The 23,107-nt window shown below is 65.6% G+C and carries 24 protein-coding genes; 15 read left to right on the forward strand and 9 right to left on the reverse strand.

What is annotated here, in order from left to right:
- The first annotated feature begins 629 nt into the window (after nt 1-629).
- Nucleotides 630-983 carry a hypothetical protein gene (locus tag ACQR1X_RS06340; protein WP_316216472.1) on the forward strand — a complete coding sequence of 118 codons (354 nt, stop codon included), beginning with the start codon at nt 630-632 and terminating at the stop codon, nt 981-983.
- Nucleotides 984-1,143: 160 nt separating this feature from the next.
- On the opposite strand, the gene ACQR1X_RS06345 is transcribed toward ACQR1X_RS06340, so the two are convergent.
- The 4 genes from ACQR1X_RS06345 to ACQR1X_RS06360 all read right to left on the reverse strand — a co-directional run bounded on the left by ACQR1X_RS06345 (nt 1,144) and on the right by ACQR1X_RS06360 (nt 3,476).
- Nucleotides 1,144-1,599, reverse strand: coding sequence for a hypothetical protein (locus ACQR1X_RS06345; protein WP_434898520.1), 456 nt, complete (start codon nt 1,597-1,599; stop codon nt 1,144-1,146).
- 282 nt (nt 1,600-1,881) lie between these two features.
- A complete protein-coding gene (locus ACQR1X_RS06350) occupies nt 1,882-2,142 on the reverse strand; it encodes a hypothetical protein (protein ID WP_434898521.1) in 261 nt (86 codons plus the stop codon).
- 18 nt (nt 2,143-2,160) lie between these two features.
- The gene (locus ACQR1X_RS06355) at nt 2,161-2,484 is read right to left on the reverse strand and encodes an NTF2 fold immunity protein (RefSeq protein ID WP_434898522.1); all 324 of its coding nucleotides are present in this window, start codon (nt 2,482-2,484) and stop codon (nt 2,161-2,163) included.
- Nucleotides 2,485-2,747: 263 nt separating this feature from the next.
- Nucleotides 2,748-3,476: an MgtC/SapB family protein gene (locus ACQR1X_RS06360; RefSeq protein WP_315804727.1), complete on the reverse strand. Its 729-nt coding sequence runs from the start codon at nt 3,474-3,476 to the stop codon at nt 2,748-2,750.
- Nucleotides 3,477-3,858: 382 nt separating this feature from the next.
- On the opposite strand from ACQR1X_RS06360, the gene ACQR1X_RS06365 reads away from it, so the two are divergent.
- Complete coding sequence (locus ACQR1X_RS06365; RefSeq protein ID WP_434898523.1) at nt 3,859-4,848, forward strand: cytochrome c peroxidase; 990 nt, start codon at nt 3,859-3,861, stop codon at nt 4,846-4,848.
- A 27-nt stretch (nt 4,849-4,875) separates the two neighbouring features.
- On the opposite strand, the gene cysC is transcribed toward ACQR1X_RS06365, so the two are convergent.
- Nucleotides 4,876-6,792: an adenylyl-sulfate kinase gene (gene cysC, locus ACQR1X_RS06370; RefSeq protein ID WP_316216479.1), complete on the reverse strand. Its 1,917-nt coding sequence runs from the start codon at nt 6,790-6,792 to the stop codon at nt 4,876-4,878.
- A gap of 15 nt (nt 6,793-6,807) precedes the next feature.
- A complete protein-coding gene (gene cysD / locus ACQR1X_RS06375; protein WP_316216480.1) occupies nt 6,808-7,632 on the reverse strand; it encodes a sulfate adenylyltransferase subunit CysD in 825 nt (274 codons plus the stop codon).
- A gap of 204 nt (nt 7,633-7,836) precedes the next feature.
- On the opposite strand from cysD, the gene cysG reads away from it, so the two are divergent.
- Genes cysG through ACQR1X_RS06400 form a run of 5 tightly spaced genes read left to right on the forward strand, consistent with a single transcriptional unit; the run spans nt 7,837 to nt 12,475 of the window.
- Nucleotides 7,837-9,267, forward strand: coding sequence for a siroheme synthase CysG (gene cysG, locus ACQR1X_RS06380; protein ID WP_434846226.1), 1,431 nt, complete (start codon nt 7,837-7,839; stop codon nt 9,265-9,267).
- Nucleotides 9,268-9,582, forward strand: coding sequence for a DUF2849 domain-containing protein (locus ACQR1X_RS06385; RefSeq protein WP_434886766.1), 315 nt, complete (start codon nt 9,268-9,270; stop codon nt 9,580-9,582).
- A 10-nt stretch (nt 9,583-9,592) separates the two neighbouring features.
- Entirely contained in the window at nt 9,593-11,248 is a 1,656-nt protein-coding gene (locus ACQR1X_RS06390; RefSeq protein WP_316177275.1) for a nitrite/sulfite reductase, read from the forward strand.
- Nucleotides 11,235-11,753 carry a DUF934 domain-containing protein gene (locus ACQR1X_RS06395; RefSeq protein WP_315804733.1) on the forward strand — a complete coding sequence of 173 codons (519 nt, stop codon included), beginning with the start codon at nt 11,235-11,237 and terminating at the stop codon, nt 11,751-11,753. Before ACQR1X_RS06390 ends, ACQR1X_RS06395 begins: the two co-directional genes overlap by 14 nt.
- On the forward strand, nt 11,750-12,475 hold the full coding sequence (locus tag ACQR1X_RS06400; protein ID WP_316177279.1) for a phosphoadenylyl-sulfate reductase: 726 nt from the start codon (nt 11,750-11,752) through the stop codon (nt 12,473-12,475). The genes ACQR1X_RS06395 and ACQR1X_RS06400 overlap by 4 nt, the downstream gene beginning before the upstream one ends.
- On the opposite strand, the gene ACQR1X_RS06405 is transcribed toward ACQR1X_RS06400, so the two are convergent.
- A complete protein-coding gene (locus ACQR1X_RS06405) occupies nt 12,472-13,209 on the reverse strand; it encodes a hypothetical protein (protein ID WP_316177281.1) in 738 nt (245 codons plus the stop codon). The two genes, ACQR1X_RS06400 and ACQR1X_RS06405, sit on opposite strands and share 4 nt — an antisense overlap.
- 152 nt (nt 13,210-13,361) lie before the next feature.
- Here ACQR1X_RS06405 and ACQR1X_RS06410 point away from each other — a divergent pair, with 152 nt between their 5' ends.
- The 8 genes from ACQR1X_RS06410 (at nt 13,362) to ACQR1X_RS06445 (ending at nt 20,781) form a co-directional block, all read left to right on the forward strand.
- The gene (locus tag ACQR1X_RS06410; protein WP_434838584.1) at nt 13,362-14,351 is read left to right on the forward strand and encodes a sulfate ABC transporter substrate-binding protein; all 990 of its coding nucleotides are present in this window, start codon (nt 13,362-13,364) and stop codon (nt 14,349-14,351) included.
- 207 nt (nt 14,352-14,558) lie between these two features.
- Nucleotides 14,559-15,395 (forward strand): sulfate ABC transporter permease subunit CysT, encoded by an 837-nt coding sequence (gene cysT / locus ACQR1X_RS06415; RefSeq protein ID WP_315804737.1) that lies wholly within the window; start codon nt 14,559-14,561, stop codon nt 15,393-15,395.
- 8 nt (nt 15,396-15,403) lie between these two features.
- On the forward strand, nt 15,404-16,312 hold the full coding sequence (gene cysW, locus ACQR1X_RS06420) for a sulfate ABC transporter permease subunit CysW (protein ID WP_315804738.1): 909 nt from the start codon (nt 15,404-15,406) through the stop codon (nt 16,310-16,312).
- A complete protein-coding gene (locus ACQR1X_RS06425) occupies nt 16,302-17,339 on the forward strand; it encodes a sulfate/molybdate ABC transporter ATP-binding protein (protein WP_315804739.1) in 1,038 nt (345 codons plus the stop codon). Before cysW ends, ACQR1X_RS06425 begins: the two co-directional genes overlap by 11 nt.
- A gap of 445 nt (nt 17,340-17,784) precedes the next feature.
- Complete coding sequence (locus ACQR1X_RS06430; protein ID WP_315804740.1) at nt 17,785-18,300, forward strand: CAP domain-containing protein; 516 nt, start codon at nt 17,785-17,787, stop codon at nt 18,298-18,300.
- Nucleotides 18,301-18,445: 145 nt separating this feature from the next.
- Entirely contained in the window at nt 18,446-19,621 is a 1,176-nt protein-coding gene (locus ACQR1X_RS06435) for a patatin-like phospholipase family protein (protein ID WP_315804741.1), read from the forward strand.
- 4 nt (nt 19,622-19,625) lie between these two features.
- Nucleotides 19,626-20,417, forward strand: coding sequence for a 3-hydroxybutyrate dehydrogenase (locus ACQR1X_RS06440; RefSeq protein WP_315804742.1), 792 nt, complete (start codon nt 19,626-19,628; stop codon nt 20,415-20,417).
- Nucleotides 20,418-20,529: 112 nt separating this feature from the next.
- Nucleotides 20,530-20,781 carry a SemiSWEET transporter gene (locus ACQR1X_RS06445; protein WP_006614646.1) on the forward strand — a complete coding sequence of 84 codons (252 nt, stop codon included), beginning with the start codon at nt 20,530-20,532 and terminating at the stop codon, nt 20,779-20,781.
- Between the two features lie 15 nt (nt 20,782-20,796).
- Here the strand turns inward: ACQR1X_RS06445 and ACQR1X_RS06450 are convergent, their stop codons facing one another.
- A complete protein-coding gene (locus ACQR1X_RS06450) occupies nt 20,797-21,456 on the reverse strand; it encodes a L,D-transpeptidase (protein ID WP_315804743.1) in 660 nt (219 codons plus the stop codon).
- A gap of 164 nt (nt 21,457-21,620) precedes the next feature.
- Entirely contained in the window at nt 21,621-22,997 is a 1,377-nt protein-coding gene (locus ACQR1X_RS06455) for a lipopolysaccharide biosynthesis protein (protein WP_434898524.1), read from the reverse strand.
- Nucleotides 22,998-23,107 lie beyond the last annotated feature (110 nt).

Genomic DNA, 23,107 nt, shown 5'->3' on the forward strand with positions numbered 1-23,107 from the left:
TGAACGCCTCTGCTAACGAGAGGCGCAGGGAAGGCCGGGTGCAGGCTGCACCCATGGCCCGCCTGCAGAAAAAAATGCAGGCGGCAGTCACCACAGGTACGAGCCGGACATCCGGCCTTCCCTGCGCGATGGTCTTACGGTTGCTCCGTGGTCTCCCCGGTGCGCCGGGCTTTCTGGTCACCGTTGCCCGCGCGACGCGTCGGCGTCGCAGCTTGCGTGGCATCAGCGTCGGGATGCCAGGACCCCACGGCTTGGCCGTGCGCCTCGGAACTGTCCGCCAGCATGATCGCTCACGCCGCAGCCCAAGGCGCCCACCGCATCCCGCACCCGACGTCCGTGACGGTCGCGAACTGTCCCTCGTGTGGGACGGGATGCAGAGAGATAAACATCAATTCTGAAAAAAAGAAAGAAGAAAATTTTTGCGCTTGGGACTGGACAGGGCAAATCAGGTTGATGCGGTTCGAGAATTCGGCTTTTCGGCGCAGGCAGATTTTGCGGACTTCGGGGCATGGCAAGCTGGCGAGCTAGTGCCGACCGAGCTTCCATCTGGTCTCGCCTGTTGGCTTTGTGAGAACCTTCGAATATGACGTCCGCGCCGGCAGAGTGTTCGCACAACGGAGTCCACGTCGATGGCTCGCCTGAAAGATCGATACGAACTCAATGCGCTGCTGCCGGAAGATGCACGTCGTGCGGAGCTCCTGACACTGATTGATCGCCTCTGTCCGGGAGGATCAATCCATCATGTGCTGTGGCATATCCCCGAGCAGGCTGAAGACGTCTATACCATCCTTGTCGATGATCATTCTGTCGTGAGCTTCGATGTGCCGCGCGGGCGTGATCCGATGATTCTGACAGAAGTCAGAATTCAGAGCTTAAAGGAATTTCGCCATGAGATCGGCCAGGGCAAGGACCGGATCAGATTGGATCGCGCCGCTGAACAGGCGAGGAAGCTGCTCGGATCGACCTCCGCACCGCGCTCGTGAGCGCGGGTGCTCTGTAGGCGTGGTCCGGAAGCGGGCTTGGCCGCTCCTCAGGTCGATGGCGGCGTCCGGAATTGACTTGCTAGCGACTCCCCTCCGTGCTCCCAAATGCCAGCATTCGTGACCGTCAGACGGGCCGCTGCGTCGATCCGGGCCGTCCGTGCTATGCCTGCTCAGAGCCGGGGATACCCGACCGCGCGAGTTCTAGCAGCTCGAACAGCGCAACGGGCGCTCGCGCAGCAAATTTGGTGAAGTGAGGTGAGGAAAGCATCTTCAGCATTTCGGTGTCTTGTCCCGCGGCGCTATCATGGGTGATGGAGCGACTGAGTTCCCATCCCGTTGGGGTGCAGTTGACATCGAGGAGCCACCAGCGGGCAGTGCCGTCCACAAGATCGGCTTCAACATAGACTTCGAACGCGCAAAAGGGTTGATCCTCATAACGAAACGCATCCTTGTACTCGCGGAGATCGCAGCCGTGCCTGACCTCAGCGACTGATGGACGCTGGCGAAGATCGTGTGCCAGCTTCGCCATTTCGCGGTTGATGCTCGCGAGCAATGTCATCAAGGTCTTCGCCTGCGATGACACGGCATCAGCAGCCACGTGCGATGATTGGCTCATTTGGCCTCCCCTGTTGGACGTCAGGGCTTGCTTGCTCTGGCACTGTGGTCACGCGCCGCCTTTGGTGTCGCTTTGTCAGTCCAGCGATGTCGCAAGACTCCTCAGTCTTCCATGATGATGTAGCGCAATGCCTGGCACGACGTGATTCAATCCTATCAGAAATCGTCCGCCCATGATCCTGCGCTAATGCGCGGAACGCCCTGAGGGTCGACGGTTTGACCAGGGTCGATAGCCTTGTTCCGCAATAGGGGCAGACTTGGATTTGGAACGCGGCGGTCAGGCTCACATCTCCGGCGGTGCCGTGCGGCCTTCCGGCGAGACGGCGATCGATGTCGCTTCATTGGGCCAGCGCTTCTGTCTCGCGGCATCGACGAGTGTGGCGATCGTCAGCGGCAACTGGGGGCGGCGCAGGCGAAGAACGGTCAGGACAAGCCGGGTCAGCGACAGGCCCTCCGGTCCAAAGTGGCTGTCAAATTCGAAGCCGGACAGGTCGACCTCGAAGGCGCGCTGAAACGCGCGCATAAGAGGCGCTATGCGCGCCATGCCGAGGCATTCATCCCGCTATTGACCATGAATGACGTAGATGATCCGCCCGTCTTGAGCAGAAAGGTGCAGTTCGGCCACGCCTCCAAGGCAATTCGGCGCCCCGCCGCAAAGAGTACCTTCCACGATCCACGTGCCACCTTGGCGTCGTGCCGTCAGCGGCTCTTCACGTTGGATCGCCTCGGCTCCATAGATCGGGATCAGAACTGCGCGAGCGATCGCGATCGCCGTGTCGGCATCAGCAACGAACTCCTTTGGAGGGAAGAATGTCGTCTGCGCTGACAGAGAAGAGATATTCAGCATGAGTGCCGCAGCGATCAGCCTTGTCGTGCCGGCTTTCATAGTTTGGCTCGCTTGTAAGATTGCTCTGATGATCCGCTATATCGCGCGTGATGCGCGCTTCGTCTACCATCTGGTTGCTCGGTTTGAAGCGGTGGGCACACGGCGCCTGCCGGCGCCGCCTTGTCCCCCTACGACACAAGGCAGCGCTTGAGCGGGCCGACGTGACCTGGCCGAAATTCAAGCCACATCGAGGGCGGCTCGCCGCGGGGCTTTTTCGGTCCGCCTAGTAGACGAGACCGGCTTTGTCCCGTCCTGCCCTCAACTCACGCCCTTGACGGCGCCAAGCGGAATTCGACGACGTCTTCGGCGCCGGACAGGTCGCGCGCCATCTGCGCGGTTTCGAACCGGCCGGCGGCCTGTAGCACCAGCTCGAAATGGAATTGGCGCTTCGTCTCGCTGTATTCGTAGCACCAGTCCAGCACGTCGAAGCCATAAGCCCGCATGCATTCGCGCAATTCGGCCTCGCTCGGCTGCAGGCCGTGGCGATAGACGACCGACAGCGACAGCGTGGTCTGGTGCGGCAGCCATTGCTCGACCGCGCCGAGCAGGGTCATCGCGGCCAGAGACAAGGCCGTAGCGCACAGCGCGGTGCCGTAGAGGCCGATGCCGATGATGATGCCGATCGCCGACGTCATCCAGATCGAGGCGGCGGTCGACACGCCGCGGATGGTGAAGCCGTCCTTGATGATGACGCCAGCGCCGAGGAAGCCGATGCCGGTCATCAGGCCCTGGATCACGCGTGTCGGATCGGACACGGTCGGCGACACCGCGATGCCGCCATACCAGCTGCCGGGAAAACCGTTGATCGCCGTCAGCAAGGTCGATGCGACGCAGACCAGCGCATAGGTCCGCATGCCGGCCGCGCGTCCGTGATAGGTGCGCTCGTAGCCCAGCAACAGGCCGACGGCCGCAGCACCCATCAGGTGCAGCAGCAGAATTCCGTTCGTCTCCAGCTCCGCCCTCGACCAATAGGCCGCCAGATGCTCCATCATGCGCCTCGACAGCGTTGCTGCGCGTGCCGTGAACTGTGCGGATCAAGTGCTAATTTCTGCTTGCCGATGCGGCGGTCGCGCCGTGGGCAAGCGACCGTCCACGCACGAACCGGCGCATTCCTCCGTAGTTCTTCGGGCAGGATGCGCACAGCGCCTGACGCGCCGACGCGCCGTCGTTCGATGGAGGCAGCAGGTTCTCACATTCGCCGCGCCGGCTGTTCTCGACGCACGCCGGCATCGCGTCCGCCGATGGCGGTCAGGCCGGCGCACTGAAGCCGCTCAATCCCGCCTGCGCCGATTCATTGCCCCTGCACAGTCCCACTTCGGACGTAAAAGCTATCGATAACGATTTGCATCTAGCGGATGTTGGGGGAGACGGGCGATGTCGTTCACGGGCCTGCGGTCTGTCGTCTTGTGTCTTGGCCTGCTTGCCCTGCCGGCGCTTGCGGCGGACAAATCCGTAGCGCCCTATCTCGCGGCAGCTCCGCAAAAGCCGACCTTGCTGCAAATGCTGGCTTCAGTGTTGAAGCCGAAATCGGCGCACGCGGCGCCGTCCGAGCACAGGCCGAGAATCCGCCACGCCACCGCGGCGGTGAGGAAGAAGCCGAAGGCGCCGTCAGCACCTGCTGTGACCGAGGCGCCGGCCGAGCCCACCACGGTCGGTGCGGCCGTGGCGGCACCTGCCCAGCTCTCCGAAGCCGAGCTCGCCGCCAAGGGGCTGGAGCTGTTCAACGACGCAAGCCTTTCCGGCGGCGGCAAGGCATCATGCGCCACCTGCCACTTCTCGACCGGGCACACCAACAACAAGACCTATGTCGGCCTCGACGTGGTCGCCGACGGCGATCCCAACGGCCGCAATACGCCGACGCTGTGGGGTGTCGGCGAGCGTGCGGTGTTCGGCTGGGCCGGCCAGGCGCCGACCCTGGAGGACAGCATCCGCGGCATCATCGTCAACCGCATGAAGGGGCCGGAGCCGTCGCCGGAGACCTTGGCGGCGCTGGTCGCCTATGTGCGCACGCTGAACTATCCGGCCAACTGGCAGGTCAAGGAAGACGGCACGCCGCGGGAGGATGCCAGCGCGGCCGTCAGGCGCGGCTATGAACTCTATATCGGCGACGGCGGCTGCGGCACCTGTCACCAGCTGCCGAGCTTCGACAAGAAGAGCAAGGACGACATCGGCACCGGCGGCAAGTTCAAGGTGCCGACCCTGCATGCGGCCGCGTCGACCGCGCCGTATTTCCATGACGGCCGCACGGCTTCGCTGCGCGACGCCGTCAAGCTGATGTGGGAGTTCTATGCCAAGAAGATGGAGACGCGGCTGCCGACCGAGGCCGAACTCGACGATCTCACCGCCTATGTCGGCGCGCTCTGACGCGCCGGACACAAGCGGCATGAGATCTTAGATGTTGGCGCCGAGATCGGCGATGTCGTCGAACAGCACTCCCGTTCGCGACAGCAGCGCCTCGAGCTCGTCGGTCGCATCGGCGATCCCGCGCGTCGCGGTGTCGATGACGAGCTCCGCATCGAGCGGCGGCTCGTAGTCGGTGCCGATGCCGGTGAAGTTCTGCAAGGCGCCGGCGCGGGCCTTGGCGTAGTGGCCCTTGGGGTCGCGGCTCTCGCAGATCTCGGCGGCGGTGGCGACGTAGACCTCACGGAACAGGTCGCCGGCCACGCGGCGCGCAGCCGCGCGGTCCTCGCGCGCCGGCGACACCGCGGCGACGATCGCGATGTGGCCGTTGCGGGCGAGATGGGTCGCGACCTCGGCGAGGCGGCGGATGTTCTCGGCGCGGTCCTCCGGCGTGAAGCCGAGATCCTTGTTGAGGCCGGCGCGCACGGTGTCGCCATCGAGCAGCACGGGCGCGCCGCCGCGGCTGAACAGCCGCCGCTCCAGCGCACGCGCCAAGGTCGACTTGCCGGCGCCGGGCAGGCCGGTCATCCAGACCACCGCGCCCTTGTGGCGATAGCGGTCGGCGCGCTCCTGCGGCTGCAGGGCCGATTCCACCGGCATGATGTCGACCGGCGCGGCGCGCTTGCCGGCTGCGATCGACAGCACCAGTCCGCCGCCGGCGATGCGGCCCTGCACCTCGATGACGAGGCGGCCGGTGCGCGCATTCTCGGTGTAGGGATCGACGGCGACCGGCTGGGTCAGCGCGATCTCGATCTCGCCGACATGGTTGCGCGCGATCGACGCGTTCTGCTCGTTGGACAGCGAGCCCGGATCGACGGCTTTCTCGATCGCGACCACGCTGCCGCGCGCCTCGCGGGTGCCGAGCCGGACCAGGATGTTGTCGCCCTTGGCGAGCGGCTGGTCGTGCAGCCAGAAGATGCGGGCGTGCAGCCGGCGCGCCGCCTGCGGCTCGCGGCCGACATGGGCGATGACGTCGCCGCGCTCGATGAACAGCTCGCGGTCGAGGGTGATGCCGACCGAGCGGCCTGCGCCTTGCGGCGTGGTCACGGGGGTCTGCGGCCAGCCCTCGACGGTCTTGATCTTGGCGATCTTGCCGGCCGGCATGATCACGATCTCGTCGCCGGCGCGCAATTCCCCGGCCTCGACGCGGCCGGCGACGATGCGGCGATCGTCGAACTTGTAGATCGCCTGCACCGGCAGGCGCAGCGGCAGGCTCGACAGCGGCTTGGCCGGCTCCAGCCCATCGAGCGCCTCGACCACGGTCGGGCCGTCGTACCAGCCGATCCGCGACGTTAGCGCGGCGACGCCATCACCGTCGCGCGCGGAAATCGGGATCACGGCGACCGGCTTGACGCCGAGGCCTTCGAGATGCGCCGAGATCTCGGCTTTGATCGCATCGAAGCGGTCCTCGCCGAAATCGACACGGTCCATCTTGTTGACGACGACCGCCACCTGCTTCACGCCGAGCAGATGCAGCAGATAGCCGTGGCGGCGGGTCTGGTCGCGCACGCCCTCGAGCGCGTCGATGATCAGCACCGCGCCGTCGGCCTGCGCGGCGCCGGTGATCATGTTGCGCAGGAATTCGGCGTGGCCGGGCGCGTCGATCAGCACGACCTCGCGCGCATTGGTGCGGAAGCGGATCTGCGTGGTGTCGATGGTGATGCCCTGGTCGCGCTCGGTCTGCAGCGCGTCGAGCAGGAACGACCATTCGAACGGCATGCCGCGGCGGGCCGAGACGGCCTGCAGCATTTCGAGCTTGCCCTCGGGCAGGCTGCCGGTCTCGTGCAGCAGGCGTCCGACCAGGGTCGACTTGCCGTGATCGACATGGCCGACGATCACGATGCGGACCTGGGGACGGGTGGTGCCGTTCGGTGTGGCGGGAGCGGCGGCCGGGACTCTCATGTTCATTGCCTCAGGCTCCGCTCACAGATAGCCGGCGACGCGCAGCCGCTCGAAGGCGTCCTCGGTCTCGTGGTCGAGCGCGCGTCCGGCGCGCTCGGGCACCTTGGTGCTTTCGAGTTCGGCGAGAATCTCGGGGATGTTCGAGGCGTTGGACGCGACGGGGAAGGTGATGTCCTGGTCGCCGAGCGAGCGATAGCGCTTGCCGTTCTTCGACAGGTACAGCGGGATGATCGGGATGTTCTCCCGCGCCGTGTAGGCCCAGATGTCGGCCTCGGTCCAATGCAGGATCGGATGGATGCGCAAGTGGGCGCCCTGCGGCGGCGAGGCGTTGAAGTGATCCCAGAATTCCGGCGGCTGGTCGCGCACGTCCCAATGGCCTTCGGCGCCGCGCGGCGAGAACACGCGCTCCTTGGCGCGCGTCGCCTCTTCGTCACGGCGGATGCCGGCGATCAGGCCATCGAAGCCGTGCTTGGCGAGCGCCATCTTCAGGCCTTCGGTCTTGCGCGCAGCCGAGCGCGCCGCGGGCGGCAAGGTCGGATCGACCGCATCGATCGGCGGGCACGGCTCGATCTTCAGGTCCAGGCCCCATTCCTTCGCGTAGGTGTCGCGGAAGGCGTACATCTCCGGAAACTTCTTGGCCGTATCGACATGCATGGCCGGAAACGGCACGCGGCCGAAGAACGCCTTGCGCGCCAGCCAGATCATCACGTTGGAATCTTTTCCCAGCGACCACAGCAGCGCCAGCTTCTTCAGCCGTGCAAAGGCCTCGCGAAGGATGTAGATGCTCTGCGCCTCCAGCTCATCGAGATGGTCCATCGTCGGCGCGGCGTTGAGGACGCGCGGCATGGAAGATGCTTGCTCGATCTCGGAGGAGGGCAACCGATCTCTGGAAACGTCGTTGGTGAGAATGTGCATGCTATCAGCCATCGCCTGCCTGGGAGAAAATTCTATGGCGAAGCCAAGGAATAATTTTCTCTTTACGTCGTAGGCGAGACACTTATATAGAAAATAATTCCAGTCAACCCCGAAGTGCCGAAGCTGAAGAACGCAATGCAATATCTGCCGGTGTTTCTCGACCTGAAGACCGGCCCCGTGCTGCTGATCGGCGCGGGCGAGCTCGTGCGCGCCAAGCTTCGCGTGTTGCTGTCCGCGGGCGCGCGGATTCGTTGGTTCGCCACCGACGGCGACTTCGATCTCGCGGGTCTGCGCGATGAGCACGGCCAGATCGAGCGCGCCGAAGGCGACCCGCTGAGCGCCGATCTCACGAGTGTCATCGCCGTGCTGTGCGCAGGCGCCGGCGACATCGGCGTGGCGATGTCGGCGCGGGCACGCAGCGTCGGTCTGCCCGTCAACGTGATGGACGACCTCGCGCATTCCAGCTTCATCTTCCCGGCGATCGTCGATCGCGGCGATGTCGTCGTGGCGATCGGCACCGGCGGCTCGTCGCCCGTCGTGGCACGCCGCGTGCGCGAGCGCATCGAGGCGCTGCTGCCGGCGCGGATCGGCGAGCTCGCGGGCTTCATCGGCGACTTCCGCAAGACCATCAATCCGCTGATTGCGGAGATGCCGCTGCGCCGCCGCTTCTGGGAGCGCATCGTCGACGGCCCGATCGGCGCGCTGGTGCTGGCGGGGCGCAAGCAGGAGGCCGAGGCGGCGCTGCACGGCATTGCCGATCCCAGTGCTTTTGCGGGCGCCGATCATGCCGGCCGCAGCAACGGGCATGTGACCCTGGTCGGCGCCGGTCCGGGCGATCCCGATCTTCTGACCATCAAGGCGCTGCGGGCGCTGCAGGACGCCGACGTCGTGTACTACGACGAGCTCGTCACACCCGAGATTCTCGACCGCATTCGCCGCGATGCTTCGCGCGTGCCGGTCGGCCGCAGGGTCGGCAAGCCCGGCATCGGCCAGGATGCCGTCAACAAGCTCTTGATCGAGGCGGCGCGCGAGGGCAAGCGCGCGGTCCGGCTGAAGGGCGGCGATTGCTTCGTGTTCGGCCGTGGCGGCGAGGAGGTCGACGCGCTGCGCAAGGCGGGCGTGTCCTACACCATCGTGCCCGGCATCACCGCCGGCCTCGGCGCCGCCGCGCAGTTCGAGGTGCCCTTGACCTTCCGCAGCAAAGCGCTGCGCATCACCTTCCTCACCGCGCACAAGGAGCGCGATGCCGAGGCGGTCGACTGGTCTGCGCTGACCGACACCAAGATGACCGTCGTCGTCTATATGGGCATGACCGCGGCGCCGGCGGTGCGCGCGGGGCTCCTCGCCGCCGGCCGCTCGCCGCAGACGCCGGTCGGCGTGTTCGCCAAGGTGACGCGCCCCGATGCGCAGGCCGCGGTCGGCATGCTCGATCAGTTGCCGGATCTCGTCGGCCAAATCGATGGCGGCCCGGCCATCCTCATCATCGGCGACGTCGTGGCGCACTCCGCGCCGTGGCGTCAGCAGACCCTCAGTGGCGTGATCGCACAACTCCTGGAACCCGTCTGAATGACCTCCCCGCTGCAACAGAAGATCAAGATCGCCGGTCCCTCGATCATCACCGCGAACCGGACCTGGGACGGCGCGGTGATCTACCGCACCGGCGCCAAGAGCTGGTCGGATGAGCTCTCCGATGCGGCCATCGTGCGCACCGCCGACGAGGCGCGCGCCCTGCTGACCGAAGCGGTGGCCGACGATCTCGGTGCGATCGGTCCCTACATCGCCCCGGTCGAGGTGAGCGCCGACGGTTCGGTCAAGCCCGGCAACATGCGCGAACACATCCGGCTGACGGGCGCCTCCATCGCGCTCCCGGCTCAAGCCTGAAGGCCCTGTCATGTATGCTTATGACGAAATCGACCGCACTTTGGTCAACGAGCGCGTCGCCGAATTCCGCGACCAGGTGAAGCGGCGCCTCTCGGGCGAATTGTCCGAGGACGAGTTCAAGATGCTGCGGCTGCAGAACGGCGTCTATCTGCAGCTGCACGCCTACATGTACCGTGTCGCCATCCCCTATGGCACGCTGGCGTCGAACCAGCTGCGCAGGCTGGCGCATGTCGCGCGGCGCTACGATCGCGGCTATGGCCACTTCACGACGCGGCAGAACATCCAGTTCAACTGGATCAAGCTCGCCGAGCTGCCGGATGCGATGGCCGATCTGGCGGAAGTGGGCATCCAGTCGATGCAGACCTCCGGCAACAACATGCGCAACGTGACCTCCGACCAATGGGCCGGCGTCGCGCCGGGCGAGATCGAGGATCCCAGGATCTGGGCCGAGCTGCTGCGCCAGTTCACGACGCTTCATCCGGAATTCTCATTCCTGCCGCGCAAGTTCAAGATCGCGATCACGGCGTCCGAGCACGACCGCGCCGCGATCAAGATCCACGACATCGGCCTGCGGCTTCTGAAGAACGAGCAGGGCGAGACCGGCTTCGAGGTGCTGGTCGGCGGCGGCCTGGGACGCTCGCCCTTCATCGCCAAGACGGTCAAGCCGTTCGTGCACGGCCATGACATCCTGAGCTATGTCGAGGCGATCCTGCGCGTCTACAACCAGTACGGCCGCCGCGACAACATCTACAAGGCGCGCATCAAGATCCTGGTCCATGAGCTCGGCATCGAGAAGTTCGCGGCCGAGGTCGAGGAGGAGTGGCAGCAGATCCGTGACGGCGTGCTCAAGCTGGACGACGGCATCGTCGAGGACATCCGCTCGCGCTTCTTCTATCCGGCCTATGAGACGCAGCCAGCAATGCCGGACGAGCTCAGGCAGGCCGCGCATGATCAGAAGTTCGAGGCCTGGCGCAAGAACTCGGTGGTCTCGCACAAGGTGCAGGGTTATGCGATCGTCACCGTGTCGCTGAAGCCGATCGGCAAGCCGCCGGGCGATGCGACCGCCGACCAGATGGATGCGCTGGCCGACATCGCCGACAAATACTCGTTCGGCGAGATCCGCGTCGGCCATGAGCAGAACCTGGCGCTGCCGCATGTCCGCAAGCGTGATCTGCCGGCGGTGTGGAAGGCGCTCGAGGCGATCGGGCTCGCCATCCCCAACGTCAATCTCGTCTCCGACATCATCGCTTGCCCTGGGCTCGACTACTGCTCGCTGGCGAACGCCCGCTCGATTCCGATCGCGCAGGAGATCACGCGGCGCTTCGCCAACCACGACACGGCGAACCTGATCGGCCGGCTGCACATCAACATCTCCGGCTGCATCAATGCCTGCGGCCACCACCATGTCGGCCATATCGGCATCCTCGGCGTCGAGAAGAACAACGAGGAATTCTATCAGATCACGATCGGCGGCCGTGCCGACGAGGGCGCCGCGCTCGGCACCCTGATCGGACCCGCGGTGCCCTATGCCGAAGTGGCCGATGTCGTCGAGGACATCGTCGAAGCCTATCTTGCGCTGCGCGCGCACCCTGAGGAGCTGTTCGTCGACACGGTGAAGCGGCTCGGGGTCGAACCATTCAGGGAGCGGGTTTATGCCACTCGTTAAGGGCGGACACATCATCGCGGACGCGTTCGTCCGCATCACCGACGATGCCGAGCTGCCGGCAGAGGGTGCGATCCTCGTCCCGGAGACGCGCTTCCTCGCCGGCCCCGACGCGCTGGTCAGCCGCGCCCTCGGCAAGCTCGGCGTGATCTGGCCGAACAATCGCGATGTCGACGATCTCGTGCCATACCTCGATCGCCTTGCGCTGGTCGCGCTGGTGTTTCCGAGCTTCCGCGACGGCCGCGCCTATACCCAGGCGCGCCTGCTGCGCGAGCGCTATGGCTATCGCGGCGAGCTGCGCGCGACGGGCCAAGTGCTGCGCGACCAGTTCGTGTTCATGCTGCGCGCCGGCTTCGACGCCTTCGAGGTCAAGAAGCAGGCCGACGCCGAGGCCTTCACCGAGACCGTGAAGCGCTATTCGGTGTTCTACCAGCCGGCCGGCGACGGCCGGATCTCCGCGCTGCATCAGCGCCTGCAACTGCGCCATTCGGAGAGTGCCGGGCTGTGAGCACGCTGGCTGCATCGCCTTCCGTTGCGGAGATCCCAGTCGCGGCGCTCGACGCCGCGTTGCGCACCGCTGCGCCGCAGGAGATCATTGCTGCCGCTCTCGGGGCGATCGGGCGCGAGCGGCTCGCCGTGGTGTCGTCGTTCGGCACGGAGTCGGCGGCGCTGCTGAAGGTCACGGCCGATGTCGATCCGGCGATTCCGGTGATCTTCCTCGACACCGGGCACATGTTCGCAGAGACGCTCGCCTATCGCGACCAGCTGATCGAGCTCCTCGGCCTGCGCGACGTGCGCTCGATCAAGCCGGATGCCGCAGCACTGAAGCGCGAGGACGCCGACAACGAGCTGTGGTTCTCCGACCCCGACGCCTGCTGCCGGATCCGCAAAGTCGAGCCGCTGGCGCGCGCGCTGGCGCCGTTTACGGCCTGGATCAATGGCCGCAAGCGTTTCCAGGGCGGCCTGCGTGCCGCGATTCAAGTCGTCGAGCAGGACGGCGCCCGGGCGAAGTTCAACCCGTTCGCCAATGTCACCCGCGAAGACATCGCGGACATCTATCGCTCCGCGAACCTGCCGCAGCATCCGCTCATGGCCGCCGGCTTCCGTTCGATCGGCTGCATGCCCTGCACCAGCCGCTCCGACACCGGCGAGGACGACCGCGCCGGACGCTGGCGGGGCCGCGGCAAGACGGAATGCGGCATCCACACGGTGGTGACGTCGTCGAGCTAAGAGACACCACAGGATTTCAGGACCGTCGGTAACACTTGTTCGCCGTTGTCGGCCCGGATCACAAAGGTGAAGTTGGTCACAGTGTCCGCCCATATGATCTTGTCGGCGGTCGCGCTGAGATCTGCAGAGTCAGGCGGCGCGAGATCCCAGAGCATCAATCCGGTGCCTGCGAAAGACGAGGCCTTCAGCCCCTCAACCTTGAACAGCATGACGCCGTCCTTCGCCGTCTTGCCGGGCAGATAGGTCGCAGACGCTTTCAGCGTGCGCTGCTTGGCATCCTGCAATTCCGCGGGCCTGTCCTTGAGATTGCGGAGAGGCGGAGGGACAGCACCATCGCGGTCGACGATATAGAGCGCTATGGATTGATCGAGGCAGCGCAGCATTCCCGGATATTTCTTCGTCTTTAGCCGAACGTCGATCCGGGCAACCGGGCCGCCGTCGATCTCGCCGACCCGGAAGCCGGTCCGATCGTCGGCCCGGGCGACCGTGGACATCACCAGCAGAGCGGGGAAAGCGGGCAACACGATTGTCATGATGGCCAGCTTCAGCCAGCGTGCGAGTGCGCTCCCGTCGATCACGTCCCTCGTTGCCACCGCTCTGTTCTCCTGCTGAGGTTGCCGGCTATTTTGCGAACATAAAGTGAACAATGTCAAGCCTCGCCCTGTTGCAATCTTTTCGAGATCGCGCCCTATCGTGGTCACCAGCGCGCCGATGACGGCAATGTGTCGCGGCAAAGAATGCCAATCCCGTTGCGCGGCGCTTCATAGCAAAATGCCCATGTCCTGCCGGAAACAAGAAAATCCGCTTTCGTTGACTCTGACGTGCACATCCGGCGATCTGGCGTGCGCGCCTGCAACATCGCGAGGCCTGGAAATGGAGTGCTCGAATGATGCGGCGTGTTCTGGCTGTGGTCGCGGGACTGGCATGGGCAGGCTCGGCCTATGCGGCCGACATCACCCTGCTCAACGTCTCCTACGACCCGACCCGTGAGCTCTATGTCGAGTTCAACAAGGCATTTTCGGCCGCCTACCAGAAGGAGACCGGCAAGAGCGTCGAGGTCAAGCAGTCGCATGGCGGCTCCGGCGCGCAGGCCCGCAGCGTCATCGACGGGCTGCAGGCCGATGTCGTGACTCTGGCGCTTGCCTATGACATCGACGCGATCGCCGGCAGGGGGCTGCTCGACAAGGAGTGGCAGAAGCGGCTGCCGCAGAATGCATCGCCCTACACCTCGACCATCGTTTTCCTGGTGCGCAAAGGCAATCCCAAGGGCATCAAGGACTGGGACGATCTGCTCAAGAAGGGCGTCGACGTCATCACGCCCAATCCGAAGACATCCGGCGGCGCGCGCTGGAACTACCTGGCCGCCTGGGGCTATGCGCTGAAGAAGTTCGGCTCGGCCGACAAGGCCAAGCAGTTCGTCGGCGACCTCTATCAGCACGTCCCTGTGCTCGATACCGGCGCCCGCGGCGCCACCGTGACCTTCGTGGAGCGCGGGGTCGGCGACGTTCTGCTTGCCTGGGAGAACGAGGCGCATCTGGCCCTGCGTGAGTTCGGCAAGGACAAGTTCGAGATCGTCGCGCCGCAGCTCTCCATCCTGGCCGAACCGCCAGTTGCGGTGGTCGACTCGGTGGCCGACAAGAAGGGCACGCGAAGTGTGGCTGAATCCTACCTGAAATACTGGTATACAAAGGAAGGTCAGGAAATTGCCGCACGCAACTCCTACCGTCCGCGCGATCCTGAGGTCGCGAAGAAGCATGAGGCTGACTTTGCCAAGGTCGAGCTGTTCACCATCGACGAGGTGTTCGGCGGCTGGACCAAGGCTCAGAAGGAACACTTTGCGGAAGGCGGGATCTTCGATCAAATCTACAAGAATTGATCGAATCATAGGGAACGAGTTGGTGACCGCCGGTCTGCTACGGCCTCGACGGCAAGGCAGAAAAAACGAAGGCAGTGAGCTGGTGTTGCGGCGATCTGCGACATTGCGCGTGAGACGCTGTCCCCGGTCTCGATCGACAAGACGAGACGGGGGGCCGCGGGCGGACACCGACTATCGACACTGATCATCAACGGACCAGGCCTTTTTTTGAACGTACTTGCACCACGCCGCAGCACCTTGCCGGGCTTTGGTCTCACCATGGGACTGACGCTGACCTGGCTGTCGCTGATCGTTCTGATTCCTCTGGCGGGACTGTTCGTCCGCTCGACTGATCTCAGCCTCGACCAGTTCTGGGGCATCGTCACCAGCCGGCGCACCTTGAGCGCGCTCAAGATCTCGTTCGGGCTCGCCTTCGCCGCGGCCTGCGTGAACCTGGTGATGGGCACCATCGTCGTGTGGGCGCTGGTGCGCTACCGCTTTCCGGGGCGCCGCCTGTTCGACGCGATCGTCGACGTTCCCTTTGCGCTGCCGACCGCTGTGGCGGGCGTGGCGCTGACGGCGCTGTTCACCCAGAAGGGCTGGCTCGGCGCGCCGCTCGCCGCAATGGGCATCAAGGTGGCGTTCACGCCGCTCGGCATCTTCGTTGCGATGATCTTCATCGGCATCCCCTTTGTCGTCCGCACCGTGCAGCCGGTGCTGATCGATCTCGATCCGGAGATCGAGGAGGCGGCGGCGAGCCTCGGCGCCGGGCGCTGGCAGATCGTGGCCCGCGTGATCCTGCCGAGCTTGACGCCGGCGCTGCTCACTGGCTTCGCACTCGCCTTTGCGCGCGCGGTCGGCGAGTACGGATCGGTGATCTTCATCGCCGGCAATCTGCCGAACGTCTCCGAGATCGCGCCGCTGCTGATCGTGATCCGGCTGTCCGAATTCCGCTACGCCGATGCCACCGCGATCGCGGTGGTGATGCTCGTCGTGGCGTTCCTGATCATCTTTGCCGTGAACCGGTTGCAGCGCTGGGCGCAGAGCCGGGCGCCCTTGAACTAGGACCCGACATGAGCGTGGAGATGACCCTGCAGGCGCCGTCCGTGGCATCGTCCGCGACCAGCCGGCGCGTCGCGCAGGCCGGCCGACCCGATCCGCGTACCGAGCCGCGCCTGGTCCGCATCGTCATCACGACGCTGGCATTGGCGTTCCTGTCGGTGTTCGTGGTGCTGCCGCTGATCGTCGTGTTCGTGGAAGCGTTCGGCAAGGGCATCGCGGCCTATTTCAGCGCGCTCGCCGATGCCGAGGCGTGGGACGCGATCCGCCTCACCCTGCTGGTGGCGCTGGTCTCGGTCGGGACCAATCTCGTGTTCGGCCTGTGCGCCGCCTGGGCGATCGCCAAGTTCGACTTCCCGGGCAAGACGTTCCTGATCACCCTGATCGATCTGCCGTTCTCGGTGAGCCCGGTGATCTCGGGCCTCGTGTTCGTGCTGTTGTTCGGCGCGCAGGGTTTCTTCGGTCCATGGATGCAGCGCCATGGCCTGCAGATCCTGTTCGCCTTTCCCGGCATCGCGCTCGCGACCGTGTTCGTGACGTTCCCGTTCGTCGCTCGCGCGCTGATTCCGCTGATGCAGGAGCAGGGCACGCAGGAAGAGGAGGCGGCGGTCTCGCTCGGCGCGTCCGGCCTGCAGACCTTCTTCCGCGTCACCTTACCGAACATCAAATGGGGCGTGCTGTACGGCGTGCTTCTCTGCAACGCACGTGCGATGGGCGAGTTCGGCGCCGTCTCGGTCGTGTCCGGCCACATCCGCGGCGAGACCAACACGATGCCGCTGCTGGTCGAGATCCTCTACAACGAATACCAGATGGTCGCCTCGTTCGCGATCGCCTCGCTGCTGGCGATGCTCGCGCTGATCACGCTGGTCGTCAAAACCGTCCTCGAACGGCAACTCGATGAGGGAGGTCCGCGTGACCATTGAAGTCAGGGGTGTCGTCAAGACGTTCGGCACCTTCAAGGCGCTCGACGGCGTCGATCTCAAGGTCGCTGACGGCGAATTGCTGGCGCTGCTCGGACCGTCCGGATCGGGCAAGACGACCCTGCTGCGCATCATCGCGGGGCTGGAATGGCCCGACTCCGGCGAGATCCTGTTCGACGGAGAGAGCGCGCTCGATCGCGGCGCGCGCGAGCGCCACGTCGGCTTCGTGTTTCAGCACTACGCGCTGTTCCGGCACATGAACGTGTTCGAGAACGTCGCCTTCGGCCTGCGCGTGCAGCCGCGCCGCATCCGCAAGAGCGAGGCCGAGATCCGCGCGCGCGTGAAGGAGCTGCTCGATCTCGTCCAGCTCGACTGGCTCGCCGACCGCTATCCGAGCCAGCTCTCCGGCGGCCAGCGCCAGCGCATCGCATTGGCGCGCGCGCTCGCGATCGAGCCGCGCATCCTCCTGCTCGACGAGCCGTTCGGCGCGCTCGATGCCAAGGTACGCAAGGAGCTGCGGCAATGGCTGCGCACCCTGCATCACTCCATCAACGTCACCTCGATCTTCGTCACCCACGACCAGGAGGAGGCGCTCGAGGTCGCGCACCGCGTGGTGGTGATGGACAAGGGCCGCATCGAGCAGGTCGGCTCGCCGAGCGACGTCTATGACGCGCCGGCGACCGCCTTCGTCCACGGCTTCATCGGCGAGTCGATCATGCTGCCGGTGGAGATCACCGGCGGCGCCGTGCATCTGAACGGACGGCCGCTGGACATTGCTGCGCCTGGCGATGCCGCGGGCGCGTCCACTCTGTTCGTGCGTCGTCACGACATGCTGATCGGTCCGGCTGACAGCGGCACGCTGCATGGTGCCGTGACCCACGTCCGCAGCTTCGGCCCGGTGCAGCGCGCCGAGATCGCGCTGACGGAGGGATCCACCATCGAGATCGACGCGCCACGCGACCGCGACCTCCGCATCGGCGAACGGGTCGGATTGAAGCCACGGCACTATCGGATTTTTGCGGGCGGGTGACGACACGCTGAGCTCAGCCCCCGACTATAGGTAGTTGGTCCAAGACAGTCGGCCAAACAGGAAGCCCGGCAACGTCCTAATTGGCGCAGCTGCGCGCCGTAGCCTCCGCTGTCGTCCCGGCGAACGCCGGGACCCATACCGGGTGATGTCGCGGCTAGAAACGGCTGGTCGTCCCGCCTGCCTCGAACCACTCCCTGGGGTTATGGGTCCCGGCGCGGAGGCCGGGACGACACCGGCTTTGGGGCGCCTTGCTCGTCACACGATTGGCAGGGCTAAAGAGGCTTTGTCCCACCCGGCAGGCTTGACCGCGCCGCTCTTATGGTCAACGAACCGTAACCGGCCGGAATGGCCGCAATTGTACCGACGGAACTTACCGCCGATTCACCTTTCAGCCACGGTTGATGTGCAACAACCCGCCTCTCGTATCGGCATAGGGACTGGTTCATTGAAGCATCGGGCACTCGCTTTCTCCTTGGCATTCCTGCTCGCCGGCTGCGCGGCCGAGACGCCGGTCGTGCAGGCGCCGACGATGTATGCCGACATGGCGGTCGCAGGCGCCAAGCTCGATGCTGTCGCTGCCGCGACGATGATCTCGCAATACCGCCAGAACAACGGGCTCGGCACGGTCGAGGTCGATCCCGAGCTGATGCGGCTGGCGGAGTCGCAGTCGCAGGCGATGGCCGACAAGAACAAGCTCGATCATGACGTGCGCGCCCCGCTGGCCAAGCGGCTGAACGGCGCGGGCTACGACGCCACCGTCGCGGTCGAGAACGTGTCGGCCGGCTATCACACGCTGGCGGAAGCGTTTTCCGGCTGGCGCGACTCGCCGCCCCACCGCGCCAACATGCTCAAGAGCGGTGTCACAAAAATAGGCATCGCCGCGAGCTATGCTCCGAACACCAAGTACAAGGTGTTCTGGACCATGATCCTCGCCGCGCCGGACGGCAAGAAGCCGTCATAACGGGCAGGCCCGCTCCGGGCCTGTGCAGCGGAGGCTCGCTCGACGCCGACACGCGTCCCGGTGCAGGGTGCTATCCCTGGGGGTGGATTGACGTCACCGCGAAGTGACGCCACGGTGGCGCCTTGCTTTGCTAATGACCGCAGTGATGACGCAACATCCATTTCCCCCGCTGCCTGCAACTCCAGCCGAATCGCAACGCGTGCTCGTCCTGCAGGGCGGTGGCGCGCTTGGCTCCTATCAGGCCGGCGCCTATCAGGCGCTGTGCCATTTTGATTTCGAACCGGAATGGGTTGCCGGTATCTCGATCGGCGCCATCAATGCCGCGATCATCGCCGGCAACGACCGCGAGAAACGCATCGGCCGTCTCAAGGAATTCTGGGAGATGGTGTCGTCGCCGGTGCCGTGGAAGCCGCTGCTCAATGGTGATCATCACCGCTCGGCCTTCAACGAAGTCAGCGCCGGGCTGATCGCGGCCTTCGGCGTGCCCGGCTTCTTCACGCCGCGCTTTCCGCCGGCGCCGCTGTGGCCGTCGGGCACGCCGCAGTCGGTCAGCTATTACGACACCGCGCCGCTGAAGCGGACCCTGGAGCGGCTGGTGGATTTCGACCGCATCAACGATCTGAAGACGCGGCTCTCCGTCGGCGCCGTCGGCGTCACCACCGGCAATTTCACCTATTTCGACAATGTCGAATTCAGCAAGCGGGGCAAGCGGATCGGGCCCGAGCACATCATGGCGTCGGGCGCGCTGCCGCCCGGCTTCCCGCCGGTCGAGATCGATGGCGAGCACTATTGGGATGGCGGCATCGCCTCCAACACGCCGCTCGACTACGTGCTCGACATGGAGACCGATCGCGATCTCCTGATCTTCCAGGTCGATCTGTTCTCCGCGCGCGGCGATCTGCCGCGAACGCTGCTGGAGGCCGCGGAGCGCGAGAAGGACATTCGCTATTCCAGCCGGACGCGGATGAACACCGACAAGAACCGCATGATCCACAACACGCGCAAGGCGCTGCGCGAGCTCTACGCCCGGCTGCCGGACGAGCTGCGCAACGATCCGTCGCTCGAGATCCTGTGCAAGGCGGCGCAGGAGAACACGGTGACGGTGGTGCACCTGATCTATCGCAGCAAGAGCTACGAGAGCTCATCGAAGGACTACGACTTCTCCCATGTCGCGATGGTCGAGCATTGGGAGGCGGGCGTGCGCGACGTCCACCAGTCGATGCGCCACAAGGACTGGCTGCAGCGGCCGCAGTCCGGCGAGACCATGGTCACCTACGATCTCACGCAGGACGGCAGTCCCGCTGCCGCCAAGAAGGAGTGAAGCAATGACGACGAACCTGAAGGGCAAGACCGCGGTCGTGACCGGCTCGACCAGCGGCATCGGGCTGGCCTATGCACGCGCCTTCGCCTCCGCCGGCGCCAACATCGTGCTCAACGGCTTCGGCGCGCCTGCCGATATCGAGAAGGAGCGGGCGGCGATCGAGAGCGACTACAAGGTCAAGGCCGTGCACTCGCCGGCGGACATGAGCAAGCCGGCCGAGATCGCCGGCATGATCGCGCTCGGCGAGACCACGTTCGGCGCGGTCGACATCCTCGTCAACAATGCCGGCATCCAGTTCGTCTCGCCGGTCGAGGACTTCCCGCCGGAGAAGTGGGAGCAGATCATCGCGATCAACCTCTCCTCGGCGTTCTACGGCATCCGCGCCGCGGTGCCCGGCATGAAGAAGCGCGGCTGGGGCCGCATCATCAACACGGCGTCCGCGCACTCGCTGGTCGCCTCGCCGTTCAAGTCGGCCTATGTCTCGGCCAAGCACGGCATTGCCGGCCTGACCAAGACCGTGGCGCTCGAGCTCGCGACCTTCAAGATCACCTGCAACTGCATCTCGCCGGGCTATGTGTGGACGCCGCTGGTCGAGAAGCAGATTCCGGACACGATGAAAGCGCGCAACCTCACCAAGGAGCAGGTCATCAACGACGTGCTGCTGGCGGCGCAGCCGACCAAGGAGTTCGTGACATCCGAGCAGGTCGCGGCGCTGGCGCTGTTCCTGTGCGGTGACGATGCGGCTCAGATCACCGGCACCAATCTGTCGATCGACGGCGGCTGGACCGCGGCTTGATCGCCGCGCAAGCGCCGGACAAAGCGCCAGTTTCGCGCCGAGGCGGGTTTCGCTTCGGCGCGGTCCGTTCTACAAGCGTGCTTCTCTTGGACGCACGCCCACGGACCTCACCTTGCTGACCACCATCATCGGCCTCGGCGCCGCCACCTGCACCACATGCTCGTTCCTGCCGCAGGTCATCAAGGCCTGGCGCTCGCGCTCGACCCATGACATCTCGATGGGCATGTTCGTGCTGCAGACCACCGGCAACTCGATGTGGCTGCTGTACGGCGCGCTGATCAGCGATCTGCCGCTGGTCGTCGCCAACGCCATCACGCTCGGCCTGGTGGCGGCGATCCTCGGCTTGAAGCTGCGCTACGGCTAGCGGGACGCCAGCCGATCAGCTACGGCGCGCGAAGACGTTCGGTGTGGTGGAGGCGACGCTCTGGCCCGGAGGCAGCACGACCACGGTCGAGCCGAGCTGGACGTGGGTGTAGAGGTCGGCGACGTCGGTGTTGGTCATGCGGATGCAGCCCGACGAGATCGCCTGGCCGATATATTCGGGCTGGTTGGTGCCGTGGATGCGGTACAGGGTGTCCTTGTTGCCCTCGTACAGATAGATCGCGCGGGCGCCAAGCGGATTCGCCGGGCCGCCGGCGACGCGCTTGGGATACGGCCCGAGGCGCGCCTGGATGTCGGCGGTCGGAACCCAGTCCGGCCATTCGGCGAGCTTGCCGACCGTGGCGACGCCGGAGAATGCCATCGCCTCCTCGCCGACGGCGACGCCGTAGCGGATCGCTTTGCGGTCCGGCAGGACGTAGTACAGGAAGCGCGCATCGGTATCGACGACGATCGTGCCCGGCTGCTCCTGCCTTGTGTAGTCGACGATGTGCCGCTGGAACTGTTGCGGGATCTGCGCCTCGGCATAAGGCGCGCGCGACAGCAACTGGCGGTCGCGCGGCGTCAACGCCGCGTCCGACGTCGGCGACAGCGTCGCTTCCATGCAGCCGGCCAGCATCACGGTTCCGGCCAGCGAGAGTGCGACCCCCAGTCTCGACATCTCATTCTCCCCCAGCGCGCGATCAAATCATGTGCCTGGAGGATCGCGCCAATATCAAGGCGTTGCACCCAACACTTGCGTGATCGTCGCGCGCGGCGCGCTGCGCTCGCAGTTCCGACAAGACGAGGACAAGATGACGCAACAGATGCGTCAACATGGTTTCCTCAAGATGCCTTGCCGAAGGCGAGGACATGCAGCCCCAACCGCTGCTTGACGATCCGGAACAGCAGCACGGTCTCGAAGGCCAGCGACAGCGAGGTCGCCGCCGCGGCGCCGTGGCCGCCGAACTGCGGCACCAGCAGAATGCAGAGCACGAGGTTCATGACGAAGGCCGCCGCATAGGCCATGGCGCAGGCGCGCTGCTGGCCCAGCATGTTCAAGAGCCGCTCGACCGGCCCGATCGCGGCGCGCACGACGAGGCCGATCGCGGCGATGAACATGATGTCGTAGCCGGCGGTGAACTGCGCGCCGAACAGAAACAGCAGCGGCTTGCCGAGCGCGAGCAGCACCAGCGTCGCCGCGAGCGACGGCCAGAACGTCCACTTGATGGCATGCGCGACATAGGCCGACAGCCGCACCTTGTCGCCGAGCGCGTGATATTCGGCGAAGCGATGCGCCGTCGTCGCCGACATCGCGTAGTGGATGAACGACACCAGCGCGAGCGTCTTCACCACCGCGAAATAGATGCCGACCTCCTCGGAAGAGCGGAACTGCTGCAGCACCAGCACGTCGGTGTAGGACAGCAGCAGATAGAAGCTCTCGACCAGGAGGATCGGCAGCGAGATCGCGAGCCAGCCGCGCAGATCATATTGCTTCGGTCCCGGTTCGATGTGGAGGCGGAGCCTGTCGTTCAGCACCAGCATCTGGCCGAGCATCGCGAGCCACACCGCGGCCGCGCTCGCGGCCATCGCCGCGGTGGCGCCGAGATCGAGACCGAGCACGACGGCGCCGGCGGTGAAGCCGATGATCAGCGTCTGGCGGATGATGAATTGCGGCATCAGCCCGAGCGTCATCCAGTCGTGCGAGCGGGCGATGCCGTCCTGGGTGTTGGCGACGACGAAGGCGGGCAGGGTGAGACAGCCGATATAGAGCGGCATGCGCTCGCCGGCGTCGATCCAGGGCGACAGCAGCGCGACCAGGCCGGCGAGCAGCAGCGCGGCAGCCGTGGAGGTCGCCAAGGTCAGCCAGCGTCCGCCGGAGAGGAAGCCGCGCAGCAGCGCCTGCTGGCCCGAGGTGCGGTAGTCCGGAATGATCTTCTGCGCCGAGGAGGCGATGCCGACATCGAGCATGCTGCCGAGCAGCAGCACCCAGGTCCAGACATAGACGTAGGTGCCGTAGTCCGAGCCGCCCATCCAGCGCGCGAGCAGGATCTGGCTGAGATAGGCGAGGCCGGCGCTGAGCACGCGGATCAGGAAGATGGTGCCGGCCAGGCGGCGCGTCAGCGATGCCTCGCCGCTGCCGCCGAGCGCGGCCAAGCGCGCCTTCAGGCGGGCCGCGAGGCCGGTCGATGCGGGGGCGTTGCGGGCATCCATCACGGCCACGGCGGGGTCCGGCTCCACGGCCGCGCGGATGGCGGCGATGGTCCTCCCTATCAACGCAACGTTAAGATTGAGTTGGACCGGCGCCGCGTCGGTCGCGCGGCGCACCAGCC

The organism is Bradyrhizobium sp. HKCCYLRH3073, assembly GCF_051167995.1.
GTDB lineage: Bacteria > Pseudomonadota > Alphaproteobacteria > Rhizobiales > Xanthobacteraceae > Bradyrhizobium.